Source organism: Sunxiuqinia indica (genome assembly GCF_009847015.1).
In the GTDB taxonomy this organism is placed as follows: Bacteria; Bacteroidota; Bacteroidia; order Bacteroidales; family Prolixibacteraceae; genus Sunxiuqinia; species Sunxiuqinia indica.
In genome coordinates, this window is sequence record NZ_WVEM01000001.1 from 591,647 (window position 1) to 612,367 (window position 20,721).

The window sequence follows — 20,721 nt, forward strand, 5'->3', positions numbered from 1 at the left end:
TTTACTTATTCTTCAAAGAAAAGTTCTTCTTTAATCCGTTTTAAGCGTTCCAGAGCATAATCTGCACTTTTAGCTTCTTCTCCCGCTTCTTGTAAATATTGTTGGTAGTAATTTAAAGCTAGTGTTTTATTGAAGTTGTATTCTTCATACGTAGTCGCAATTTCGAATAGCACTTCCACTTTTCTTGAATCTAATTCATAGGCTTTTTTATAACATTCAATAGATTTTTCAAACTCCCGCTGCGAACCATAAACTTGTGCTAAATGGTGATACATTTCAGGATGAAATTCGGGAATAGAAATGTAGATGGCAAAATCCAGATAGTTAGCCGCTAGTTTATAATGGTCAAGTCGTTTATGAGATACTCCAAGGTAAAAATTGACGTAAACATCGTTTGGAGCAACCGAATAAACCTTCTCCAGAATTTCAATGGCATCCTCTGTGTACTTGTTGTGATACAAACAAATACCATAGTTCAACAGAACAGGAATTAGCGTATCGTATTTAGACATGTATTGATCGTATAGTCTCTGAGCCATCTGAAAGTCCTTGTTCTCGAACGATGCATTTGCGGTTTTTAGATGAACGGCCCTGTTAGTTGGAAATTGATTTCCGGCCCGGTACAAGGTCATCATCATCTTATCTTTATCCTTCAGCTTTTCGTATGCTTTGGACAGATTTAAATACGCGCTCAAATCATTCGGATTTTGTTGCAGATAGTTGCCGTACAATTTAACAGCTTGTTTTAACGAATCGGCTTTAAATGCAGCCAGTGCGCTGTATTTATTATACATGAGATTGGTTGAGTCGACAGCCTGTATTTCTTGAAACTTGAGGTAAGCTTTTTGATATTCGTTCAGGTACAATAACGACTTCCCACATTCATATTTCAACAACAAATTTTCAGGCTGTAGCTGCAGGGCATGCTGAAAATCAACAACAGCATTTCCGTAATCCCCCAATGCCTGCATCAAATCAGCTCGGCTTGTCAGGTATTTCACATTTTCAGCATCCACATTTAATGCCTGATTTAAATCGTCCAGCGCTGCCGGATAGTCCATCAATTTTTGATGCGCCAAACTTTTTTTGAAATATAACTCTGCGGCTTGTGATTTTTCCAGTTCCTGATCGATTTGCTCAATGGCCTTGGAGTACTCTTGATTTAAAAGCAATAAATCAATTTTACTTTGAGCAAGTCCAACAAATGGAATAATTGTGAACAAAAGAAGAACTAGTTGTTTAAACATGCTTCGATGCGATTAAAAAAAGGACTTCCATTTTATTGGAAGTCCTAAATTATTATTGAAGTACAAAATTTATTGGCACCGTGTATGCAACAGCAACAGCTTGCCCTCTTTGTTTTCCGGGTTTCCATTGGGGTGATTGTTTGATTACTCGTATGGCTTCAGCATCCAACGAAGGAGTAACTCCGCGGGCGATTTTCGCACGACCTACTGTTCCATCTTTTTCAACTACAAAGCTAACATATACTTTTCCCTGGTACCTATTTTCTTGCGCAATGACTGGGTATTTCACCGATTTTGCAATGAACCTGCGTAGGGCTAATTCACCACCCGGGAATTCAGGCATTTCTTCCACAATATTGAAAACATCGGCATCCTGCTTATCAAACTCACCTCCATAAGCAACTACTGTTACGTCCTTCGACGCTTCATTTTTAACATCAGTCGCTCCAGATTTCAAGTTAATTTCGATAACCCCATTTTGAGCGAGATCGCCGTATTTCTGGGTATAGTATTCCTGTTTTTCTTTTACCACATTAACCGACTCAATGCTGGCTGGATCTAGTTTTTCCATCGCGTCCATATCGGCCATCTCACCGTCAATTAACACCAATGGCTGCTCTCCTGATACTGATTTTATTTGAACTCCAGTTTCAGGCTCTATAATTGCAGTTTCCTTATTTTCGCAAGCAAAAACCAGAATTAAGGCAACAGTCATAATTATTCCTGATAAATATCTGAATTTCGCTTTTTTTGAAGATTTTATTTTTGTCATCATTTTAAGTCTTGATTTTATTAAAGAAGAATTGAAATTATTGGCAATTGAAAATTGACTACCAATAAACTGGGTGACCAGAATTTTTTTATACTGACTGGTTTCCACCCCATTATTTAATACTGCCTGATCGGCCGTAAATTCATGGTTTTCTTTAATCACCCTTCTGAGTAACCAAAAGAATGGATTAAACCATTGAAAAATACTAATCAGCTCAAGTATTAAGATATCCACCGTGTGTCCCTGGCGAATATGTTCGCTTTCGTGTGCAAGCATTTTCTCCCAACCGGGAGTCGACTCTAGTTTTCGGCTTACAAACAAATAATCGAGGAAAGAATACGGGCTTGAATTGTCGTCGATATAAACGTATTTGATTCCATTTCTTTTTACAAGCTGGCTTTTTCTGATCATTCTGAAGACCTGAGAAATCCGAACGATGCCAAGTAAGGTAATAATAAGTGCTCCAGTAATGTAGCTGGCCAAAATTAACTGATTGGCGGTAATCCAACTAATTATGGAATGTGACAGTTCGGAGCTGTTAACAGTAATTGCATCCAGCATATTTGTTCCTTGTTGTGTTGCTAACAGCAATTGATCTCCGGCGACATAAACTTTTAAATGGAGCAGTGGCAGAACACTTGAAAACAGAATTGCGAAAAGCAAAAACAAACGGTTGATTTTGAAAAACGTTTCACGGTGTAAAAACACAAAATACACCAAAGAAAAAGCTCCAAGACTGATGCCCGACTCTAAAATGTAATTGATAAAACTATTCATCGCCTATGTTTTTTTTATTTTCAAGATCCTCTCCTACTTCTTTCATTAGCTCCTCAAGCTCAGCTATACTCATATTATCTTCGCGTGCAAAAAATGAAACCATTTCCTTAAAAGAATTGCTGAAATAGCCTTTCATAAAATTCTTCAAGTATTTCCGCGTGTATTCTTTTTTACTCATTAAAGGGAAATATCGGTGAGTTTTACCAAAAGCTTCATAACCAACGAATCCTTTTTTCTCAAGTATCCGAACGATTGTTGATACCGTATTGTATGCCGGTTTAGGCTCAGGCATCTGTTCAATCAAATCTTTCACAAATGCTTTTTCTAGTGTCCAAAGCAATTGCATCACTTGTTCTTCTGCTTTTGTTAGTTCTTTCATCTGACCAAAATTGTTTATTTATAAGGTATCTTATGGAATTCGCACGTTAGTCAATTACTCGTTGTGTTTTGACCAACCATGCTCGTTTCATCTCAATTAAGGAATTAAAATTTAATACGACACAAATATCAAACCAAAAATAACTAAATCGATAGTTTTTCAACTAAATTCTTAGTTGTGATATTGAAAAAAAATATACTCTTTGATGGATCACTTTTATTTCTCGTTTGAAATAGAAAGCTCATTTTTCTTATTCGGTTCATTTCTATAAATTTTATAATTTGATATTTCAAATCTATAACTAATTTTTTAGTTTTCAAACTAAGTGTTTAGTTATTGTGTCGAAATGAATATAGAAAACCAGTTAAGTATCTGATTAATCAATCGTTGACGGGATATGATAATTGAAAATCGTCAGCATCGGGTAACACTGGAAAGTTCTTTCGGAAACGCTCTAATGAGTTTTTCAAGAGTTTGGCTGATACAATTTGTTCTTGCTTTTCTTCACCAAGCTGCATTATTTTTCCTTTTGGATCAATCACACAGGTGTCACCCAGGTAATTAATCCCTTTAGCATCGGAACCAATTCGGTTGACACCTGCAACGTAGGCTTGGTTCTCAATGGCACGGGCTTTTAAAAGGATATCCCAAACCTGTCGGCGCGGTGCAGGCCAGTTAGCAACGTTGATCATTAAATCATAATCTCCAAGGTTTCGGCTAAAAACCGGGAAACGCAAATCGTAACACACTAATGGCAAAATACGAAAAGACTTAATTTTAAAAATCTTGCGTTCCTGTCCTGGAGTAAAATGGATATGCTCCTCTCCCATTGAAAACAGGTGTCGCTTGTCGTAGAACTCCAATTTTCCATCAGGAAATGCAAAAATAAAACGGTTGTAGAATGAATTGCCTTCCTGTATCATCAGGCTACCACTTATTACAGTGTGATTTTCCTTAGCCATCTCTTTCATCCAACTGACAGATTCACCATCCATCACTTCAGCACATTTAGTAACATTCATGCTAAAGCCAGTGGCAAACATTTCAGGGAAAACAACCAAGTCGGTTTCTTTCGGCAAATCTGCCAGAAGATTCTGCAAATGTCTGCGGTTATCTGTTGGCTTCTCCCAAGATAAGTCACATTGAATTAGAGAAATATGTAATTTTTCGTCAGACATAATTTGCATCTGTTAGATAGCGAATTTAAGATTTTTTCTAATCTTCAGCTGTAAACTGGGCCGTATATTTACCGATCAGTCCTTTCTTGTCCGCTGATCAACTCTTGATGAACATTTTTAGCTGAGGCAAAATCAGTTAAAAGGCTAATAGCAAGCTGCGTGGCTTCATCTAATAGCTGTTGACCGTTGTACGACACAATAATCATTAAAAATCGCTTGGTTTGATCGGTGACACCTGTTCGAACTGAATCGGATGTAGAAGTTCCGAAAGCGTTTTGCGAGTCTCTAAAAACAGGCATTCCTTCAATATTTAATTCGCCCCTTCCCAAGCCCTGATACGGTTCGTCTGCCTTCCCGATTCCCATTTTGATGGAGTCGTCAATCTTATCAAAATCGTAGCCGCCAATGGAAAAACCGGTACTAATGGAAACTAAATTGAGTAAATCAACTACATTATTTATTTGATACAATCCTTTGCCACTCACGACCCGGCGCAGCAATGCTTCGGCAGAAAGCCGATATCGCGCCGGATCTTTACCGCAGGCTTTGTAAGCTTTGCGTGCAGCTGCAATAGCATGGTTATGGCGAATGTCTTCAACATTCAACTCAGCCGTAAGTTTATCGCACGTTGCATTGATTTGCTCCCACAATTGAGTGCTTTGAGCGTTGACCTCCACATCGCATAAAATACACGAGAGATGAATGTCCGGGCAAGCTTGTCTCAATTCTTCTTCAATATCGATGTTAATCATGATACTTTATTTATAAAAGCATGGGTAACAAAAATAAGAAATGGAGATAAGTAAAGACGATAAAAAAAGGCTTATTCGAAATTAAAAAAAGACTTCGGTGCGAATATTTTCCGGAGCAACACCATAATTTTCTAAAATAGAAGTTACTTCTTCAATCATTTCAGAGTTACCACACAAGTAGCAAATGGTATTTTCATCCACCTTATTTTCTCTTAAATAGTAGGTTACCCGACCAAAATAGTTGCCTTTATCTTCGCGCGAAGTGCACAAGCAAATACGATTTGGGCAGAAAGCATCGCTACCATAAGCTTCATCAGCAAAATGAACACCGTGCAGCAGATGATAGTTCAGATTGGTGTAGCTTGTTGCAAACGAATGAAATGGACTTATTCCGGTACCCGTGGCAATAAATAAAACCGGCGCGTCTCCAAGTGACTGGTCATCTAGAATAAAAAAGCCTCGCGGACCTTCTATTTCAATTGAGCTACCGACTTTCAGATACCTCAGATATCGTGAAAAATCACCATCCTTAATTTCACGAACTAAAAAGGATAAGCGATCTTCCTTTTCAGAACTGTAGATTGAGTACTCCCGTCCCTCGCCTGTTTCCGGGTTTCGGAGAACAGCATACTGGCCGGGTTTAAAACTAAAATTATTTCGATCAAGGTGAATGAGAAAGGTTTCAGGAGTTAAGGTCTCAATCTCCTGAACCGCGTGTAAATTCTTTTCCATAAACTAAATTTTTCAGGCATTCACGTGCCTTTCCGCATGATAGGACGAGCGAACCAACGGGCTGCTCTCGACATAGCGGAATCCTCTTTTATAGGCTTCTTTTCTATAGGTTTCAAACTGTTCGGGGGTGATGTACTCCACAACCTTCATGAGATTTGGTGCCGGCTGTAGGTATTGTCCTAAAGTAAGTACTTTGCATCCGGCTTCTTTTAAGTCGTCCATTGCTTCAAGCACTTCATCATGAGTTTCACCAAGCCCCAGCATGATGCCTGATTTGGCAACTATTCCAGCTTCGGCGATGTACGATATTACTTTCAAGCTACGATCATAACGCGCTGTACTCCTGATTTTTGGTGTCAGCCGTTTCACGGTTTCCAGGTTGTGTGAAATCACCTCAGGCTTGGCGACAATGACTTGTTGCACCAACTCCTTTTTAGCATGAAAATCAGGAATCAGCGTTTCAATGGTGGTTTTCGGACTCAATTTCTTGATTGCTATAATTGTTGTTGCCCAAAACCTGGCACCTCCATCCGGCAGATCATCGCGGTCGACCGATGTAATTACGCAGTGTTTTAACTCCAAGGTTTTAATCGTCTCGGCCAGGCGTTGTGGTTCTTCCCAATCAACCGGATCAGGTATCAAATTTTTCACATAACAAAATCGGCAATTGCGGGTACATTTGTCACCCAAAATCATAAAGCTGGCAGTGCCGGCATTCCAGCACTCCCCTTTGTTGGGGCAATTACCGCTTGTACATATCGTGTTTAATTTGTGTTCGCCTATTAATCGTTTAACTTTCGAGTAGTTCTCGCCACTGGGAAGCTGGGATTTCATCCATCGAGGCAATCGCTCCCCTTTCTCCTTAATCTCTGCCATCTGTAAATAAGTTTTGACCTATAAACGTTAAAGACAAAAGCTTGTTTAAAAAAAGTTGAGATTTCTCTTTTTTTTAAGTTTGAAAAGGTGTTGCCAATATTTTTCGAATGGCCGATTACAAGTATTGTTTTGCAATGCGAAGAGCCTGGCTACCGTATGATCCGCCAAATAAATAATAGTGATTAAGGATGTGATATATTTGATAAAGTTGCACCCGTTCTTCCCATCCTGGATTTAATGGATACTCGTTTTGATAGGAGTTCCAGGTCGTTTGCGAAAAACCGCCAAACATCGTCATGATCGACAATTCCATTTCCCGGTCGGCATAGTACGAAGCCGGATCGATCAGAGCGGGACCTTTTTCGGTATATAAATAATTACCCGACCATAAGTCACCATGAATCAACGAAGCATCTGAATCGGATGGGATTAACTCGGGTAAACGTTCAACCAATTTAGTGTAAGTATTTTTTTCTGTTGAAGAAAGCGAGCGGGTTCTTTCAATCTTATCAACCAAATACATCACTCGCTGTTGTCCGAAAAAATCAATCCAGCTTTTAATCCATTGATTATTTTGCTTGGTTGCACCACAATAATTATCATGATAAAAACCAAAAGAATCATTGGTTTTACGATGCAACTGAGCCAATCCGATACCCAATTTTTCATCTTGAGATGAAGTATGTCCAGCGGGCAAAAAATCCATCAGCAAATACCCCGGAAGTTCATCACCTTCTTTTGCAAGAATAGGCTTGGGAATAATTAGATCTGCGAACTCTGCTTTACCTAGCTCTTCCAGCGCTTCGGCCTCGCGAATAAATAAATCATTGGGAGTACTGCTGTTCCATTTTAAGAAAAAATCTCCATGGTTTGTTTCCAACAACAAGCTGTTGCTAATGCACCCACCACCAATAGCTTGCCTGTTTTTGATGATGAGTTCTTTTTCAAACTTGTTTTGACATTTCTCAATAATTTGGCTGATTATTTTTTGCTCCATGCAAACAAATTTCAGCATAATAAAAAAAAGTAGCAAACCTGCTTTGTAAAAAAAGCATGATTTACTACTTCAATTTCTTATAGCAAACGAAATGGAAATTAAGCGTTCTTTTCCTCTTCGTTGATTTCAGCTTCGCTTGTTTCTTCTTCAAAGTTCAACAATTCCTTGCTTTGAAGCAGATTGTACCACTGAATGATTTTTTTCATATCAGACACATAAACACGATCCTTGTCGTATTCCGGAAGTATCTCTTCGAAGTAAGCTTTCAACTCATTTCCTGAGCCTATTTTGGCTACTGCTGCTCCATTTTCCTTTTCACTAATACTTTTCAATACTTCTTTTAGAGGAACTTCACTAGTTTCAGTAAAGATCGCAATATCCTCCAATGCACTGATTTTTGCAGTAGAGTAAGCCGGCATTCGTTTGCCAGTTACGAGTGATTCTACAATAATGCTGTTTTTTGCTTCGGCTACCAGTTTAAATAGGCCTGGCTGACCTGCTATAGACATAATTCCCTTTAACATACAATTTCAATTTAAAAACGTCGGCGAAGATAATATTTTCGAAGGATTAGTTCCAAATACACCGTCTATTTATAGTCACACAATAAATTACTTTAAATAAATTACTTTAGATATTTCCTGTAATAGTCAGCCGTTTTTGAGTCTTCAAAACGAGTGTAAATATTAACCAAATAAGTAGCATATTTGGGATCTTGGTCAATTTCCCACAAGGCTTTAAAGTATTTGGCTGCCTGCTGAAACTCGGCTGTCACTTTCTTTAATTCCTGAGTTAACTTTAGGTGCTGCATATGAGTTTTGTTTTTCTGATAAGCCTTCATTTCGCGTTGGTAGCGATCTTCTGCCTGATGGTAATACTTTGTTCCCAACCACTTTAATGCTTCAACGTGCTTCGGATTAACTGCCACCAGTGCTTGGGCTGCTGAATCAGCCTCCGCCTCATTATCCAATTGTTTCTGCATCGAGAAATAGGCATCCAGATGATTTTCGTCTTGCTTGTTTTCAACGCTCATTTCAGGCCAGATTTCGATGGCTTTTTCGCGTTGATTAATAGCGGCGTAAATTTCAAACAACCGGGTATTTACGCCGGCGATGTCTGGCTGATCCTGATAGTGGGTACGATAGTATTCCAGGGCCTCCAACTCCTTTGTCAGATTGTTTTTTTGCTTGTAAATTTCAGCCATGTCAAGATACATACCCGGATCGCGATAATTTAGGGTGGCAGCCTGATCGAACCATTTTATTGCTAAATCAGCTTGGTTTGCACGAAAAGCCATTTTCCCTGCTTCCGAATAATATGCCGGATTAATTTCATCTTCTTCCATTTGTTCTTTTTCAAAAAACAATCGCCAGTTTTCGGTTGCAGCCTCGTAATTTCCTTCGGCAACAGCTTGTTCTGCTATTGTTCGATACGATGTGGTGACTTTTGGAGTGCCGCATCCTGCAAATGCCATAAGAAGTATGATGAGAAATTTTCCTGTTTTAAAATTCATTGTTCAATTTTTTAGTTAAAACCGATCTAAGTAGCGCAACTATTGTACCAGCAGACTTCAATCGACTAGTTCAATTGCCAATTGGTCCGGTATTTCAGTTTTGAAAAGCAAAGGCAAAAGTGCGCAAATTAGTATAAAACAAAAGGCATTCCAGCAGTTTGGAATGCCTTAAAGTGAATTGATTATTATTTTTTGTCAGACTTGATCAAAATTAAAATTGCTTGAAAAAGTCGTTGCCTTTGTCATCAACGATGATGAATGCGGGAAAATTCTCTACACGTATTTTACGAATAGCTTCCATTCCTAATTCTTCAAAATCGACTACTTCAACAGACTTGATGCTACTTTTTGCCAAAATTGCAGCTGGGCCACCAATTGACCCTAAATAAAAACCACCATATTTTTGACAGGCATCAGTAACTTGTTGCGAGCGGTTTCCTTTCGCCAGCATAACCATTGAGCCACCCAGACTTTGGAACAGGTCAACATACGGATCCATGCGCCCGGCTGTAGTTGGTCCAAAACTTCCGGAAGCCATGCCTTGTGGAGTCTTCGCAGGACCTGCATAATAAACAGGATGCTTTTTGAGATACTCAGGCATTTCTTTGCCCTCGTCAATCATTTGTTTTAAGCGGGCGTGTGCCATGTCGCGAGCTACAATCAGCGTACCTCTCAGGTTTAAGCGGGTTTTAATGGGGTATTTGCTTAGCTCGGCCAACACTTCTTCCATTGGGCGATCCAGATCAATATCAACAGCAGCAGCGAGTTCCGGAGCTTGTTCCGGCAAGTACTTTGATGGCTCTTTCTCCAACTGCTCCACAAAAATACCTTCTTCGGTAATTTTTCCTTTTATGTTACGGTCGGCACTACAACTTACGCCCAAGCCAACAGGACAAGAAGCTGCATGCCTCGGCAAGCGAACTACGCGAACATCGTGTACAAAATACTTTCCGCCAAATTGAGCTCCAATTTCACTATCCTGGCAAATTTTCTGCACTTTTTCTTCCCACTCCAAATCGCGAAAAGCCTGACCGCCATCATTTCCTTCAGTTGGCAAATGATCGTAATATCCGGCCGAAGCTTTCTTTACGGTCGCCAATGTAGCCTCAGCCGAAGTACCACCAATAACCAGTGCTAAATGATAAGGTGGGCATGCTGAAGTTCCCAGATCTTTAATTTTCTCTTTCACAAATTTGGTCAGGTTTTCTTCGTTCAGCAACGACTTGGTTTGCTGATAAAGGAACGTTTTGTTACCCGAGCCGCCGCCTTTAGTTACAAATAAGAACTCGTATGCGTTTCCTTTCTCTGCATAAATATCGATTTGTGCCGGCAAGTTGGTTCCGGTGTTTTTTTCTTCAAACATTGAAAAAGGAACCACTTGCGAATAACGCAAATTGCGATTGAGGTAAGTATCATAAATACCTTTCGAAAGGTGTTCAGCATCGGTTGCACCGGTATAAACATCTTCACCTTTTTTAGCCACAACAATAGCCGTTCCGGTATCCTGGCAGGTTGGTAGTTCACCTTCTGATGAAACCACCTGATTCATTAGCATGGTGTGTGCTACAAAACGATCGTTGTCCGAAGCTTCTTCGTCACTCAAAATATGTTTTAATTTTTCCAGATGCGTTGGACGCAAATAAAAAGAAACGTCAGCAAATGCTTCCTTAGCAAGAATTTCTAGTCCTTTCGGGTCAACTTTTAAAATTTTACGGCCATCAAACTCAATTGTCGAGACGTATTCTTTGGTTAACAAACGATAAGGAGTGGTATCATTTAAGATAGGAAATGGTTTTTGATACTTAAATTCAGACATAGTATTGTGTAATTCAAAAAGGTTATTAATTAAATGGTCTATTCAAACGTTTTAGCCTATTTTTTCGAAAGGCTAGCAAATATAGGGATAATCAAAAAACATGCAGATTGATTTACCACATTTTTAGTTAAGGCCAGTCAATTCTTCATACAACCTTTACATTTTCTTGGCCTGTGCTTTTGCTAAATAAGACTCAACCAGCTTATTATAGGCGTCGATAAGCTTTCTCATGGGGTCGTGATTGACATTATACTTCTGACTACCAATGGCATAAATGGGCAATACCCTGGGCGAAGTTCCGGTAAAGAAAGCGGCATCGTAATCAGAAATAGATAAGTAGGAAACAGGCTTTTCAAAACGGTTGTATTTGAGTTCTGCCAAACACTCCAATACTTTCTGTCGGGTGATTCCGGAAAGAATATGTTCTGATGGTGCGGTATAAAACGTATCCCCTTTCACAAAAAAGATATTTGTGCGACTCCCTTCTGTTACATGTCCTTCTGAATCAACCAAGATTGCATCATAAATCTTTTCTTTCTGAATAAAACGGTTCGTTTCTTCCCGCAGTTTTTGCTGAACGATTTTAGCTTTCGGCATCGAACGCTCAAGCTCCATCAAACCTGCCTTAACTCCATTTTTATAATCATCGGTTGTCGGATAGTTATGAGGAATTAAATAATAAAACGCAGCCTGTTTTCCACGACCTACCTGAACCAATACTTTTATATTTCCCTCACGAATGTTGTTCGCTTGAATCAACTGCGCAATATTATCTTCAAACTGCAGAAAGGTAACATCTAGTTGAACTCCGGTTAATTGAGCTGATCTTTTCAAGCGATTATAATGTGATTCTGTAAATAAACAGACGGAACCGATTACCCTCAATACTTCATAAATTAGGATCGCATCAGACGCTAAAACTTCAACTTGATCAGTCCGAAATTTATGATTGTCTTTAATAAAATATTGTCCTTTAATATCTATCATGGTTTGATTATCAGCTAAATAGTGTAACACACGACATCAACCTCAATTTACGAAGCTTAGGTCTATATTGCAATAACGCTCAATACTTACTGATATTCTTATACGGGAGAATAAGAATGATGTTGAGACTAAAATTTTGGAACCGCTTTCAAACGAAAGTTGCGAACATACTGAGAGAGCTATGAGAAGAGTATATTGAAATAAAACAGACAAAAAAAGAAGCCATGTGTTGGCTTCTTTTCTGATTATCTTCGGTACGAGCGGGCTGAACCGTTTCGTTTCGGGGATTTGTTTCGAGAGGCGAAGTACTCCTGTTTGCGCTGGCGTTTTTCCTTTTCAAAAGCTTTCTTTTCCTTTTCGGTCATTGGCTTTTCTGTTTGCGGAAAAGGATTATTCTGTACCCTTTCAATTTTTTGATTAATTAGTCGTTCAATGTCGCGGATATACGCATTTTCCTCCGGCTCACACATAGATATCGAAATACCTTCTTCGCCTGCCCTGCCCGACCGTCCAATGCGGTGTACGTAGGTTTCAGCCACATTTGGTATATCGTAATTAATCACGTATTTCAGTTTATCGATATCGATACCACGGGCAGCAATATCAGTCGCTACCAGCACCCTTATTTCACGATCCTTGAATTTGGCCAGCGCCTTTTGCCTTTGGTTCTGCGCTTTATCTCCATGAATAGCAGCTGCAGCAATGTTCTGCTTTTTGAGGGTTCGCACAATCTTATCAGCGCCATGCTTGGTTCGCGAAAAGAGCAGCACCTGATCCAAATTCTGATCTTTCAAAATATGAATTATCAGGTCTTTTTTGTCGGCTTTATTCGTAAAATACAAATATTGCTGAATCGTATCGGCAGTAGACGACACCGGGCTTACCTCCACTTTTTTAGGATCCTTTAATATCTTATTTGAAAGCTCCACAATATTCGCTGGCATAGTGGCCGAAAAGAATAACGACTGCCTTTTGGATGGCAGTTTGGCAATAACTTTTTTGATTTCGTGTACAAACCCCATATCCAACATGCGATCAGCTTCATCCAATACAAAGTATTCGATGTGGTCAAGCGAAATAAACCGTTGATCCATTAAATCAAGTAATCGTCCGGGCGTGGCTACTAAAATATCGACACCTTGCCGTAAAACATTGGTTTGTGCTCCTTGTTTAACACCTCCAAAAATAACTGTATTCTTCAGTCCGGTATACTTTCCATAAGTTGAAAAGCTTTCACCAATCTGTATGGCCAATTCGCGCGTGGGCGTAATGATCAACGATCTCAACTGACGAGGCCGCTTACCTTCTCTTCTATCCAAAAAAAGATGCTGGAGAATGGGAATAGCAAATGCTGCTGTTTTCCCGGTTCCGGTTTGTGCACTGCCCAATACATCATGTCTATTCAGTATCAGTGGGATTGCTTTTTCTTGTATGGTGGTGGGGTTAACGTAATTTTCATCTTTGAGAGCCTTTAAGATCGGCTCAATCAGTTCTAATTCTTTAAATTGCATGTAATAAAATTTGTTCCCATCTGGAAATTAGCGAGAAACTTCGAGGGAGGTCAATAAAGGACACAAAGGTAGTATTTAATTTGAATGTGGGTAATAATCTAAGCAAACGTATTTGAAAAGAGCAACAATTAAGTATCTGAATATCAACAATAAATCTCACACCACCTACACAAGGAGGTATATCTAACTGATAATCAATAGAAAATAATTCGATGAAATAATTTTTCGTCATATGTTTCAGAAATGGTTGATTGTTTTAATGGAGAGAATTTAATGTTATTTCTTTCGAAGATATCGTGTTTGCTGCCATTGGCTACGTGTTTAGTAGAGATGAAGCTAGATTAATACAAACAAATATGGAGAACAAACCGACAGGAGTAACTCGCTTAATAAAGCTCATTCGCAATTAACTTGTAAATATATTTGCAACCGATTGAAGAGCATATGAGACTAAACTTCGCTGAAAAATGATTAATTTTAGTCCCATTAATGAATCAAAAAAAAGAATTATATTATGAACAATGATCGTATTTACTCTGCGAAGGAGTCTGAAGATAAAGACAAGAAACAATCGGTAAAACATCAAATAGAGTCTAACTTCCTGAAAAAAAGACAGATCTTCCTTTGGGGACCTGTTGATGACGAATCAGCCGAAGATATTGTCAGCAAGTTGTTGTACCTCGAATCGGTTGATGCCGGCAAACCCATTACCTTTTTTATCAATAGCCCGGGAGGTATGGTTACTTCAGGATTTTCAATTATGGATACCATGAATTTAATATCATCACCGGTTTCAACGGTCTGCATGGGATTAGCAGCTTCAATGGGATCGATCCTACTTTCGGCAGGCGAAAAGGGCAAACGATTTATTTACCCTTACGGTGAAGTAATGATTCACCAGCCCAGCATAGGTGCGCTGAGAGGACAAGCCAGCGATTTGGAAATTCATGCCAAGCAAATTATTAAAACAAAAAATCTATCGGCCGAAATTTTAGCGAAAAATACGGGCCGGTCGTTCGACCACGTCCTGGCCGATTTTGATCGTGATTATTGGATGAATGCTGAAGAGTCGGTAGACTATGGGATTGTTGATGGAGTTTATTCGATTGATTAATCATCCAAAACTTCCAAGTGAAAACAAGAAAAGCCCGTCATTTTGTAAAATGACGGGCTAATAATTTTATGCTGTCCGTTTATTCGGCAATCGAAATCGCGTCAACCGGGCAAACTTCGGCACAAGAGCCACAATCGGTACAAAGATCTGCGTCAATTGTATAAATATCACCTTCAGCAATAGCGTCAACTGGACATTCATCAATACATGTTCCGCATGCAATGCACTCATCTGAAATTACATAAGCCATAACACTTCTTTTTTTAAAGTTAGAGATTAGCAGCAAAAGTACAAAGTTTGGTATAAAATAAAAGAAATTGAGAAATAAATTTAGCGTCTATAAAATAACTGTTAAATCACAATTAAACCAGGTGTAAATGTGCCTCATTTTTCGTAGTGAGAAATCACCCAATTTTTAGCAAGAATAAGCTCAGTCAAATACTAGTTTGAATGTTCTACTTTTTGCTGCTTTTCAAAGTATTTGCAAACTTCGGTTAACCCGCACTTGTTGCACTTTGGAGTTCGTGCCAGGCAAGTATAGCGTCCGTGCAAAATAAGCCAGTGGTGAGCTAAAGGAACAATCTCACCCGGAAAATACTTCATCAATTCTTGCTCAGTAGCCAAGGGTGTTTTCGAATTTGTCGTCAGCCCTATTCGGTTGGCCACGCGAAAAACATGCGTATCGACTGCAAAAGCCGGCTTTTCATAAACAACCGAAGCAATCACGTTAGCAGTCTTTCGTCCCACCCCCGGGAGCTTTTGTAGTTCTACTACATCGTCAGGCACTACCCCATCAAAATCGCCAACCAGCATTCTAGCCATGCCCACTAAATGCTTGGCTTTGTTGTTCGGATAGGAACATGAACGAATATAATCAAACACTTCGGCGGGTTCAACTTCGGCCAGTTGCTCGGGCTTAGGAAATCGCTTAAACAACTCGGGAGTTATTTGATTGACCCGTTTATCGGTACACTGAGCCGATAAAATAACAGCAACTATTAGTTCATAGGGATTGCCATATTCCAACTCGGTTTCCGCAACCGGCATAGCTTTTTGAAAATATTCAATCACGCGCTGGTAACGCTCTTTCTTTTGCATGCTTATCTTCATTTAGAATTGTAGAAAACAAAAATAGAATTTCCAGTCGGAACAAACAGACCGGCATCTGGTTTATTTGATAGAATCAAAAAACGATAGTCTCATATTGCCAATATTAATTTCTATTTTTGCCCAAAATAAATAGATATGATCCCTTATTTACAAGCTGAGGCTATTTCGAAACGCTACGGAGAACAAATGTTGTTCGAGGCTATTTCATTTACCATTTTTAAAGACCAGAAAGTAGCTTTAATTGCAAAGAATGGTGCTGGAAAAACCACGCTTATGGAGATCATAGCCGGATTAGATACGCCTGATGAAGGTCAGATTACGGTAACCAACGATATTAAAATTGGCTACCTGAAACAAGACCCGGATTTGAACGAAAACCTAACGGTATTGCAGGAAGCCCTCCGGTCAGATAATCCGGCACTGGATGTAATTGCCCAATTTGAAGCGGCTGTAACACACAACAATCAAAAGGAAATTGAACAGCTGACTACAAAAATGGAAGAGCTGAATGCCTGGGACTTCGATGTTCGTGTTAAGCAGGTGTTGAGCCAGCTGAAGATCAATGATTTCGACCAGCCTATCCGGGAACTTTCCGGTGGTCAGAGAAAGCGACTGGCACTAGCCAACGTATTGGTAAACGAACCCGACTTGCTCTTGTTGGATGAGCCCACCAACCACTTGGATTTAGATATGATTGAATGGCTGGAAGTCTATCTGGAGAAAACCAATTGTACCTTGTTTATGGTAACACACGACCGTTATTTTCTCGACCGGGTTTGTAACGAGATCATAGAAATTGACCAGAACCAAACTTACGATTATCAAGGCAATTACAGCTATTACCTGGAAAAACGACAAGAGCGGATTGAGCAACAACAAGCATCGACAGAAAAAGCGAAAAACCTGTTGCGCACCGAGCAGGAATGGATGCGACGAATGCCCAAAGCACGCAGCCATAAAGCCAAATACCGGGTTGACGCATTTCATGATTTAAAAGAAAAAGCCGGGCAAAGCCGGCAGGAAGACAACCTGGAGTTGAATGTTGCATCAGCTCGTCTGGGAAATAAAATACTTGAGTTGGAAAACGTTTCAAAGGGATATGGCGATTTAAAATTGATAACCGATTTCAGCTACAAATTTTCGCGGTTCGAGAAAGTTGGAATCGTTGGAAAAAACGGGACCGGAAAATCAACTTTCCTTAATGTGATCACCGGTGGCGCGACTCCTGACTCCGGCTCCATTGACTGGGGACAAACCATCAAAATTGGGTACTATCGACAGGAAGGTATCGAGTTTAAGCCGGATGAAAAAGTCATCGACGTTATTAAAAACATTGCCGAAGTTGTAGAGTTTGAAGACGGCCAGAAAATGACGGCCAGCCAACTGCTAACGCGTTTCCTGTTCCCGCCCGAAGTACAATATAATTTTGTGGAGAAACTGAGTGGCGGCGAGCGTCGTCGGCTATACTTGTGTACCATTCTGATGGGAAACCCCAACCTCCTGATTCTGGATGAGCCAACCAACGATTTAGACATCATGACTCTGAATGTGCTGGAAGATTATCTGGCTGCTTTTGGTGGTTGTGTGGTTATCGTTTCGCACGACCGTTATTTCATGGATAAAATTGTAGATCACCTTTTCGTATTCGACGGTGAAGGGGCAATTCGTGATTTCCCGGGTAATTACACCATTTACCGAAATCAGCTTGAAGCCGAGGAAGAATCGCGTAAAAAAGCTGAAGCCGCATCGAAACCAAAACCAATTCAAGAAAAGCCAAAAGCAAAATCCTCTCAAAAGATGAGTTTTAACGAGAAGCGCGAGTTTGAACAATTGGAGCAAACCATCAAAGAATTGGAAACTGAAAAAAAGGAATTGGAAGTAGCCATGAACTCCGGTGAACTCTCAAACGATGATTTAATCGAGAAATCAAACCGGTTCTCAGAAATAACCGATGAACTTGACGAGAAAGAAATGCGCTGGCTGGAGTTGAGCGAAAAGAATTAACACCCAATCCCATTCCTGCAAAACCGAATATCCTTGGTCATCTAAAGCCAGGCAGAGGCCCATCTTGAAGTTTCTTGCTCAACAACTCATTGGTCCGTTTCAACGAAACGACATGCTAATGTATTGAAAAGCCGTTTTTATTTTACTAGTTCACAGTTAAATGCTTATTGATCAATTTTAACAGCAAATCTCGTTTTATGGGTTTCGCAATGTAATCAAGACATCCGGCATCAAGTGCTTTTTGTCGTTCGTCTTGTGCGGCGTAAGCAGTCTGAGCAATTATTCTCATGCCGGGCTTATTACGTAAAATAGCCCGTGTTGCTTCATAGCCGTTTAAGTCCGGTAAGCGAACGTCCATTAATATTAGATCAACCACTTGGGTTGACGCAATTTCAATAGCTTCTTCAGCATATTCAGTTGAAATGATATCAAACCCGGTATCCGCAAGTATTTCGTTCAGATACAGCGCATTGTAAGCATCGTCTTCAACAATTAGTAAGGTTTTGTTGGCAAAATAGGACTCATTGAAAATACTCGTAATCTGTGGATCAAGCTTCTCTGGAACAGCCTTTACATATTTGATTGTAAAATGAAAAGTTGTTGCTACCGTTTTTTCACTTTTAGGGATCCTGGAAGGCGATTCTAGCCACATTTTGCCACCCAATAAACCGGATAAACCCTTCGCTATTGATAAACCGAGGCCGGCACCTCCAATGTTTTTTACTGACCGATGATGTAATTGAGAAAAACGTTCAAAGATAAAATCTTGCTTGTCTGATGGAATTCCGACACCAGTATCTGAAACATAAAAGTGAAGTTGATTTTTCTCGAACCAGCATCCGAATTCAATAAAACCACTTGTAATGAACTTGAAGGCATTATCGATCAGGTTAATTAAGATTTGTTTGAGTTTTACTTTATCGGTTTTTATAAGCGCGTATGAGGGCTCACTTTGAAAATTATACGTTAAGGCAACGTGCTCCTTCTTGAGTCTGACTTGTTGTTCTGCAAAAAAGATCTGCAACTCGGCAAACAATTTAACAACATTGCATTCTTCTTCATTTACGGCTAATTGTCCCGACTCTATTTTTGAAATATCAAGTATGTCGTTAATGATTTCAAGCAGGTCGCTGCAGCTGTTATTTATTATTTTAGAATATCTTTCAACAACTTGCTGATTCCCATAGTTTTCAACCAATAAGTTAGAAAAGCCCATGATCGAATTCATCGGGGTTCGAATTTCGTGGCTCATATTCTGAAGAAAAGCTGATTTTAAGCGGTCGCTTTCTTCCGCCTTCTCCTTGGCTTTAAGAAGTTCTAATTCGGCAAGCTTACGAGAGGTAATATCACTACCAAAACAAGAGCCTCCAACAACTTGGCCCTTTTTTATTATTGGATTAAATTTCACCTGAATATAAAGCATACCATTATTTGTAGGAACAGCATCTTCGATCATAAATTGTTCATTGGCGAGTACCCGATCGTATCGAGGTTTCCAAAAAGGCCTCAATGCGTTAGGAAGTGCGTCAACCAAGTTAACGCCAGGCTCCAGAAGTACCCCGAAAGATTGTAAAAAATCTCTCTGGAAAACAGGATTGATATACAAGATCTCGTAGTTCTTGTTAAAAGCCCAAATGCTGTCGTTGGTTCCTTCGAGAATCGCGGTTATGCTTGCATTGTTTTCCTCTGCCGCTTCCTTTGCCTTGAGAAGCTCAGTTCCTGTCTTTTTCCGATCGGTTATGTTTCGAAAAATCCCCATCAAACACCGTTTACCTTCATGCATAACCTCCGAAGCCAGCACTTCAACAACAACCTTGGAGCCATCTGATCGAGAAACCAAACTTTCAACTAACCCGACAGGCTTTGATCCGATAACACCTTCGTAATATTTCTTGAATGTATCCTGATAATACTTTTCTTGATCCTTTGGGTGCAATTTCGATTGATGAAGGCCAATAATTTCGCTGTGTGGCAATTGTAGCAATTTCTCGGCAGCAAGATTGGCATCTACAATGATACCAGTTTCAATCTCAGCTATAAAAATAGCGTCGGCAGCATTTTCAAAAAGCTTTCTGAATTGCACTTCGTTTTCTTCAGCTTTCTGCTTGGCTGTTTCTAATTCAGAAATCGTGTCATTAGTCTCTTTAAGTTCCGTTTCTACACTTATACTTTTGCCTGTCGATGTAAATCCTGAATTCTGTTTTTCAACTGCCTGTTTTAATGAACTATTAATTCGCTTCAATTCTTGTATTTCTGCGATTAGCTCCTCTTTTTTCTTTTTACGATAGTTCATAACCCAGCATTCAGCAATTTTTATTGAAATATAGCGTTTTTTTTTATCGCATGAAATTTAGTTCTTACGAACAGAACCTTTTAGACGATATTGCTCACTATCTTCAAGGTCGTGCAAAAGACGATAAAGTGCACGTATGGCCGAAGCTCTTTTAAGCAGATTGCAATTACGATCAGTCAGCCGCACTCAGCCAAAGAAAACACCGGGATTGAATTCAGAAAGCAACGAAAGAGAATTGATTATCTGTAAAGTTAAACTTACTTTACAGCAATGGTTTCAATTTCAACCAGCACACCCAATGGTAACTCTTTAACTGCAAACGCAGCCCGGGATGGAGGATTCTCACTATAGTATTTCCCGTAAATATCGTTCATGGCTTTAAAATGTGCCATGTCACTGAGCAAACAGGTTGACTTGACAACATCGGCAAATGTGTAGTCGGCTTCGTTCAAGATCGCGCCAATATTTTTCATTACCTGCTCGGTTTGCTCTGTAATTCCGCCTTCAACAACTTTTGCAGTTGATGGATCGATTGGAACTTGTCCCGAAATATAAAGCGTGTTGTTCACCTCAATAGCCTGACTATATGGCCCTATTGCTGCAGGTGCATTGGGAGTAGAAATTATTTTTTTCATTTGATCAATTTTTAATTTATTAGAATCG

The 20,721-nt window shown here is 39.6% G+C and carries 19 protein-coding genes; 2 read left to right on the top strand and 17 right to left on the bottom strand.

What is annotated here, in order from left to right:
• Nucleotides 1-5: 5 nt before the first annotated feature.
• From GR929_RS02370 to GR929_RS02430, 13 genes are all read right to left on the bottom strand, one after another.
• A complete protein-coding gene (locus GR929_RS02370; RefSeq protein ID WP_159517307.1) occupies nucleotides 6-1,247 on the bottom strand; it encodes a tetratricopeptide repeat protein in 1,242 nt (413 codons plus the stop codon).
• A 52-nt stretch (nucleotides 1,248-1,299) separates the two neighbouring features.
• Nucleotides 1,300-2,796 (bottom strand): M56 family metallopeptidase, encoded by a 1,497-nt coding sequence (locus tag GR929_RS02375; RefSeq protein WP_159517308.1) that lies wholly within the window; start codon nucleotides 2,794-2,796, stop codon nucleotides 1,300-1,302.
• The gene (locus tag GR929_RS02380; RefSeq protein ID WP_159517309.1) at nucleotides 2,789-3,175 is read right to left on the bottom strand and encodes a BlaI/MecI/CopY family transcriptional regulator; all 387 of its coding nucleotides are present in this window, start codon (nucleotides 3,173-3,175) and stop codon (nucleotides 2,789-2,791) included. Before GR929_RS02380 ends, GR929_RS02375 begins: the two co-directional genes overlap by 8 nt.
• Before the next feature lie 380 nt (nucleotides 3,176-3,555).
• Nucleotides 3,556-4,353, bottom strand: coding sequence for an amidohydrolase (locus GR929_RS02385; protein ID WP_159517310.1), 798 nt, complete (start codon nucleotides 4,351-4,353; stop codon nucleotides 3,556-3,558).
• Between the two features lie 68 nt (nucleotides 4,354-4,421).
• A complete protein-coding gene (locus GR929_RS02390; RefSeq protein ID WP_159517311.1) occupies nucleotides 4,422-5,105 on the bottom strand; it encodes a B3/B4 domain-containing protein in 684 nt (227 codons plus the stop codon).
• A gap of 81 nt (nucleotides 5,106-5,186) precedes the next feature.
• Nucleotides 5,187-5,837: a ferredoxin--NADP reductase gene (locus tag GR929_RS02395; RefSeq protein ID WP_159517312.1), complete on the bottom strand. Its 651-nt coding sequence runs from the start codon at nucleotides 5,835-5,837 to the stop codon at nucleotides 5,187-5,189.
• A 12-nt stretch (nucleotides 5,838-5,849) separates the two neighbouring features.
• Entirely contained in the window at nucleotides 5,850-6,713 is an 864-nt protein-coding gene (gene lipA, locus GR929_RS02400; protein ID WP_159517313.1) for a lipoyl synthase, read from the bottom strand.
• Between the two features lie 115 nt (nucleotides 6,714-6,828).
• Complete coding sequence (locus tag GR929_RS02405) at nucleotides 6,829-7,710, bottom strand: fructosamine kinase family protein (RefSeq protein WP_159517314.1); 882 nt, start codon at nucleotides 7,708-7,710, stop codon at nucleotides 6,829-6,831.
• 98 nt (nucleotides 7,711-7,808) lie between these two features.
• Nucleotides 7,809-8,234, bottom strand: a complete 426-nt coding sequence (locus GR929_RS02410) for a DUF5606 family protein (protein WP_159517315.1) — start codon at nucleotides 8,232-8,234, stop codon at nucleotides 7,809-7,811.
• 101 nt (nucleotides 8,235-8,335) lie between these two features.
• Nucleotides 8,336-9,223, bottom strand: coding sequence for a tetratricopeptide repeat protein (locus GR929_RS02415; protein ID WP_159517316.1), 888 nt, complete (start codon nucleotides 9,221-9,223; stop codon nucleotides 8,336-8,338).
• Nucleotides 9,224-9,434: 211 nt separating this feature from the next.
• Nucleotides 9,435-11,039 (bottom strand): fumarate hydratase, encoded by a 1,605-nt coding sequence (locus GR929_RS02420; protein ID WP_159517317.1) that lies wholly within the window; start codon nucleotides 11,037-11,039, stop codon nucleotides 9,435-9,437.
• Nucleotides 11,040-11,195: 156 nt separating this feature from the next.
• On the bottom strand, nucleotides 11,196-12,026 hold the full coding sequence (locus GR929_RS02425) for an aminotransferase class IV (RefSeq protein WP_159517318.1): 831 nt from the start codon (nucleotides 12,024-12,026) through the stop codon (nucleotides 11,196-11,198).
• Nucleotides 12,027-12,271: 245 nt separating this feature from the next.
• Nucleotides 12,272-13,537, bottom strand: a complete 1,266-nt coding sequence (locus tag GR929_RS02430; protein ID WP_159517319.1) for a DEAD/DEAH box helicase — start codon at nucleotides 13,535-13,537, stop codon at nucleotides 12,272-12,274.
• 514 nt (nucleotides 13,538-14,051) lie between these two features.
• Between GR929_RS02430 and GR929_RS02435 the strand changes: the two genes are divergently transcribed.
• The gene (locus tag GR929_RS02435; RefSeq protein ID WP_159517320.1) at nucleotides 14,052-14,651 is read left to right on the top strand and encodes a ClpP family protease; all 600 of its coding nucleotides are present in this window, start codon (nucleotides 14,052-14,054) and stop codon (nucleotides 14,649-14,651) included.
• Between the two features lie 79 nt (nucleotides 14,652-14,730).
• On the opposite strand, the gene GR929_RS02440 is transcribed toward GR929_RS02435, so the two are convergent.
• Nucleotides 14,731-14,901, bottom strand: a complete 171-nt coding sequence (locus GR929_RS02440; RefSeq protein WP_082326626.1) for a DUF362 domain-containing protein — start codon at nucleotides 14,899-14,901, stop codon at nucleotides 14,731-14,733.
• Nucleotides 14,902-15,092: 191 nt separating this feature from the next.
• Nucleotides 15,093-15,749, bottom strand: coding sequence for an endonuclease III (gene nth, locus GR929_RS02445; RefSeq protein ID WP_159517321.1), 657 nt, complete (start codon nucleotides 15,747-15,749; stop codon nucleotides 15,093-15,095).
• 147 nt (nucleotides 15,750-15,896) lie between these two features.
• Here nth and GR929_RS02450 point away from each other — a divergent pair, with 147 nt between their 5' ends.
• On the top strand, nucleotides 15,897-17,765 hold the full coding sequence (locus GR929_RS02450) for an ABC-F family ATP-binding cassette domain-containing protein (protein WP_159517322.1): 1,869 nt from the start codon (nucleotides 15,897-15,899) through the stop codon (nucleotides 17,763-17,765).
• A gap of 145 nt (nucleotides 17,766-17,910) precedes the next feature.
• On the opposite strand, the gene GR929_RS02455 is transcribed toward GR929_RS02450, so the two are convergent.
• Entirely contained in the window at nucleotides 17,911-20,058 is a 2,148-nt protein-coding gene (locus tag GR929_RS02455; protein ID WP_159517323.1) for a response regulator, read from the bottom strand.
• A 257-nt stretch (nucleotides 20,059-20,315) separates the two neighbouring features.
• Nucleotides 20,316-20,693 carry a RidA family protein gene (locus GR929_RS02460; RefSeq protein ID WP_159517324.1) on the bottom strand — a complete coding sequence of 126 codons (378 nt, stop codon included), beginning with the start codon at nucleotides 20,691-20,693 and terminating at the stop codon, nucleotides 20,316-20,318.
• Nucleotides 20,694-20,721 lie beyond the last annotated feature (28 nt).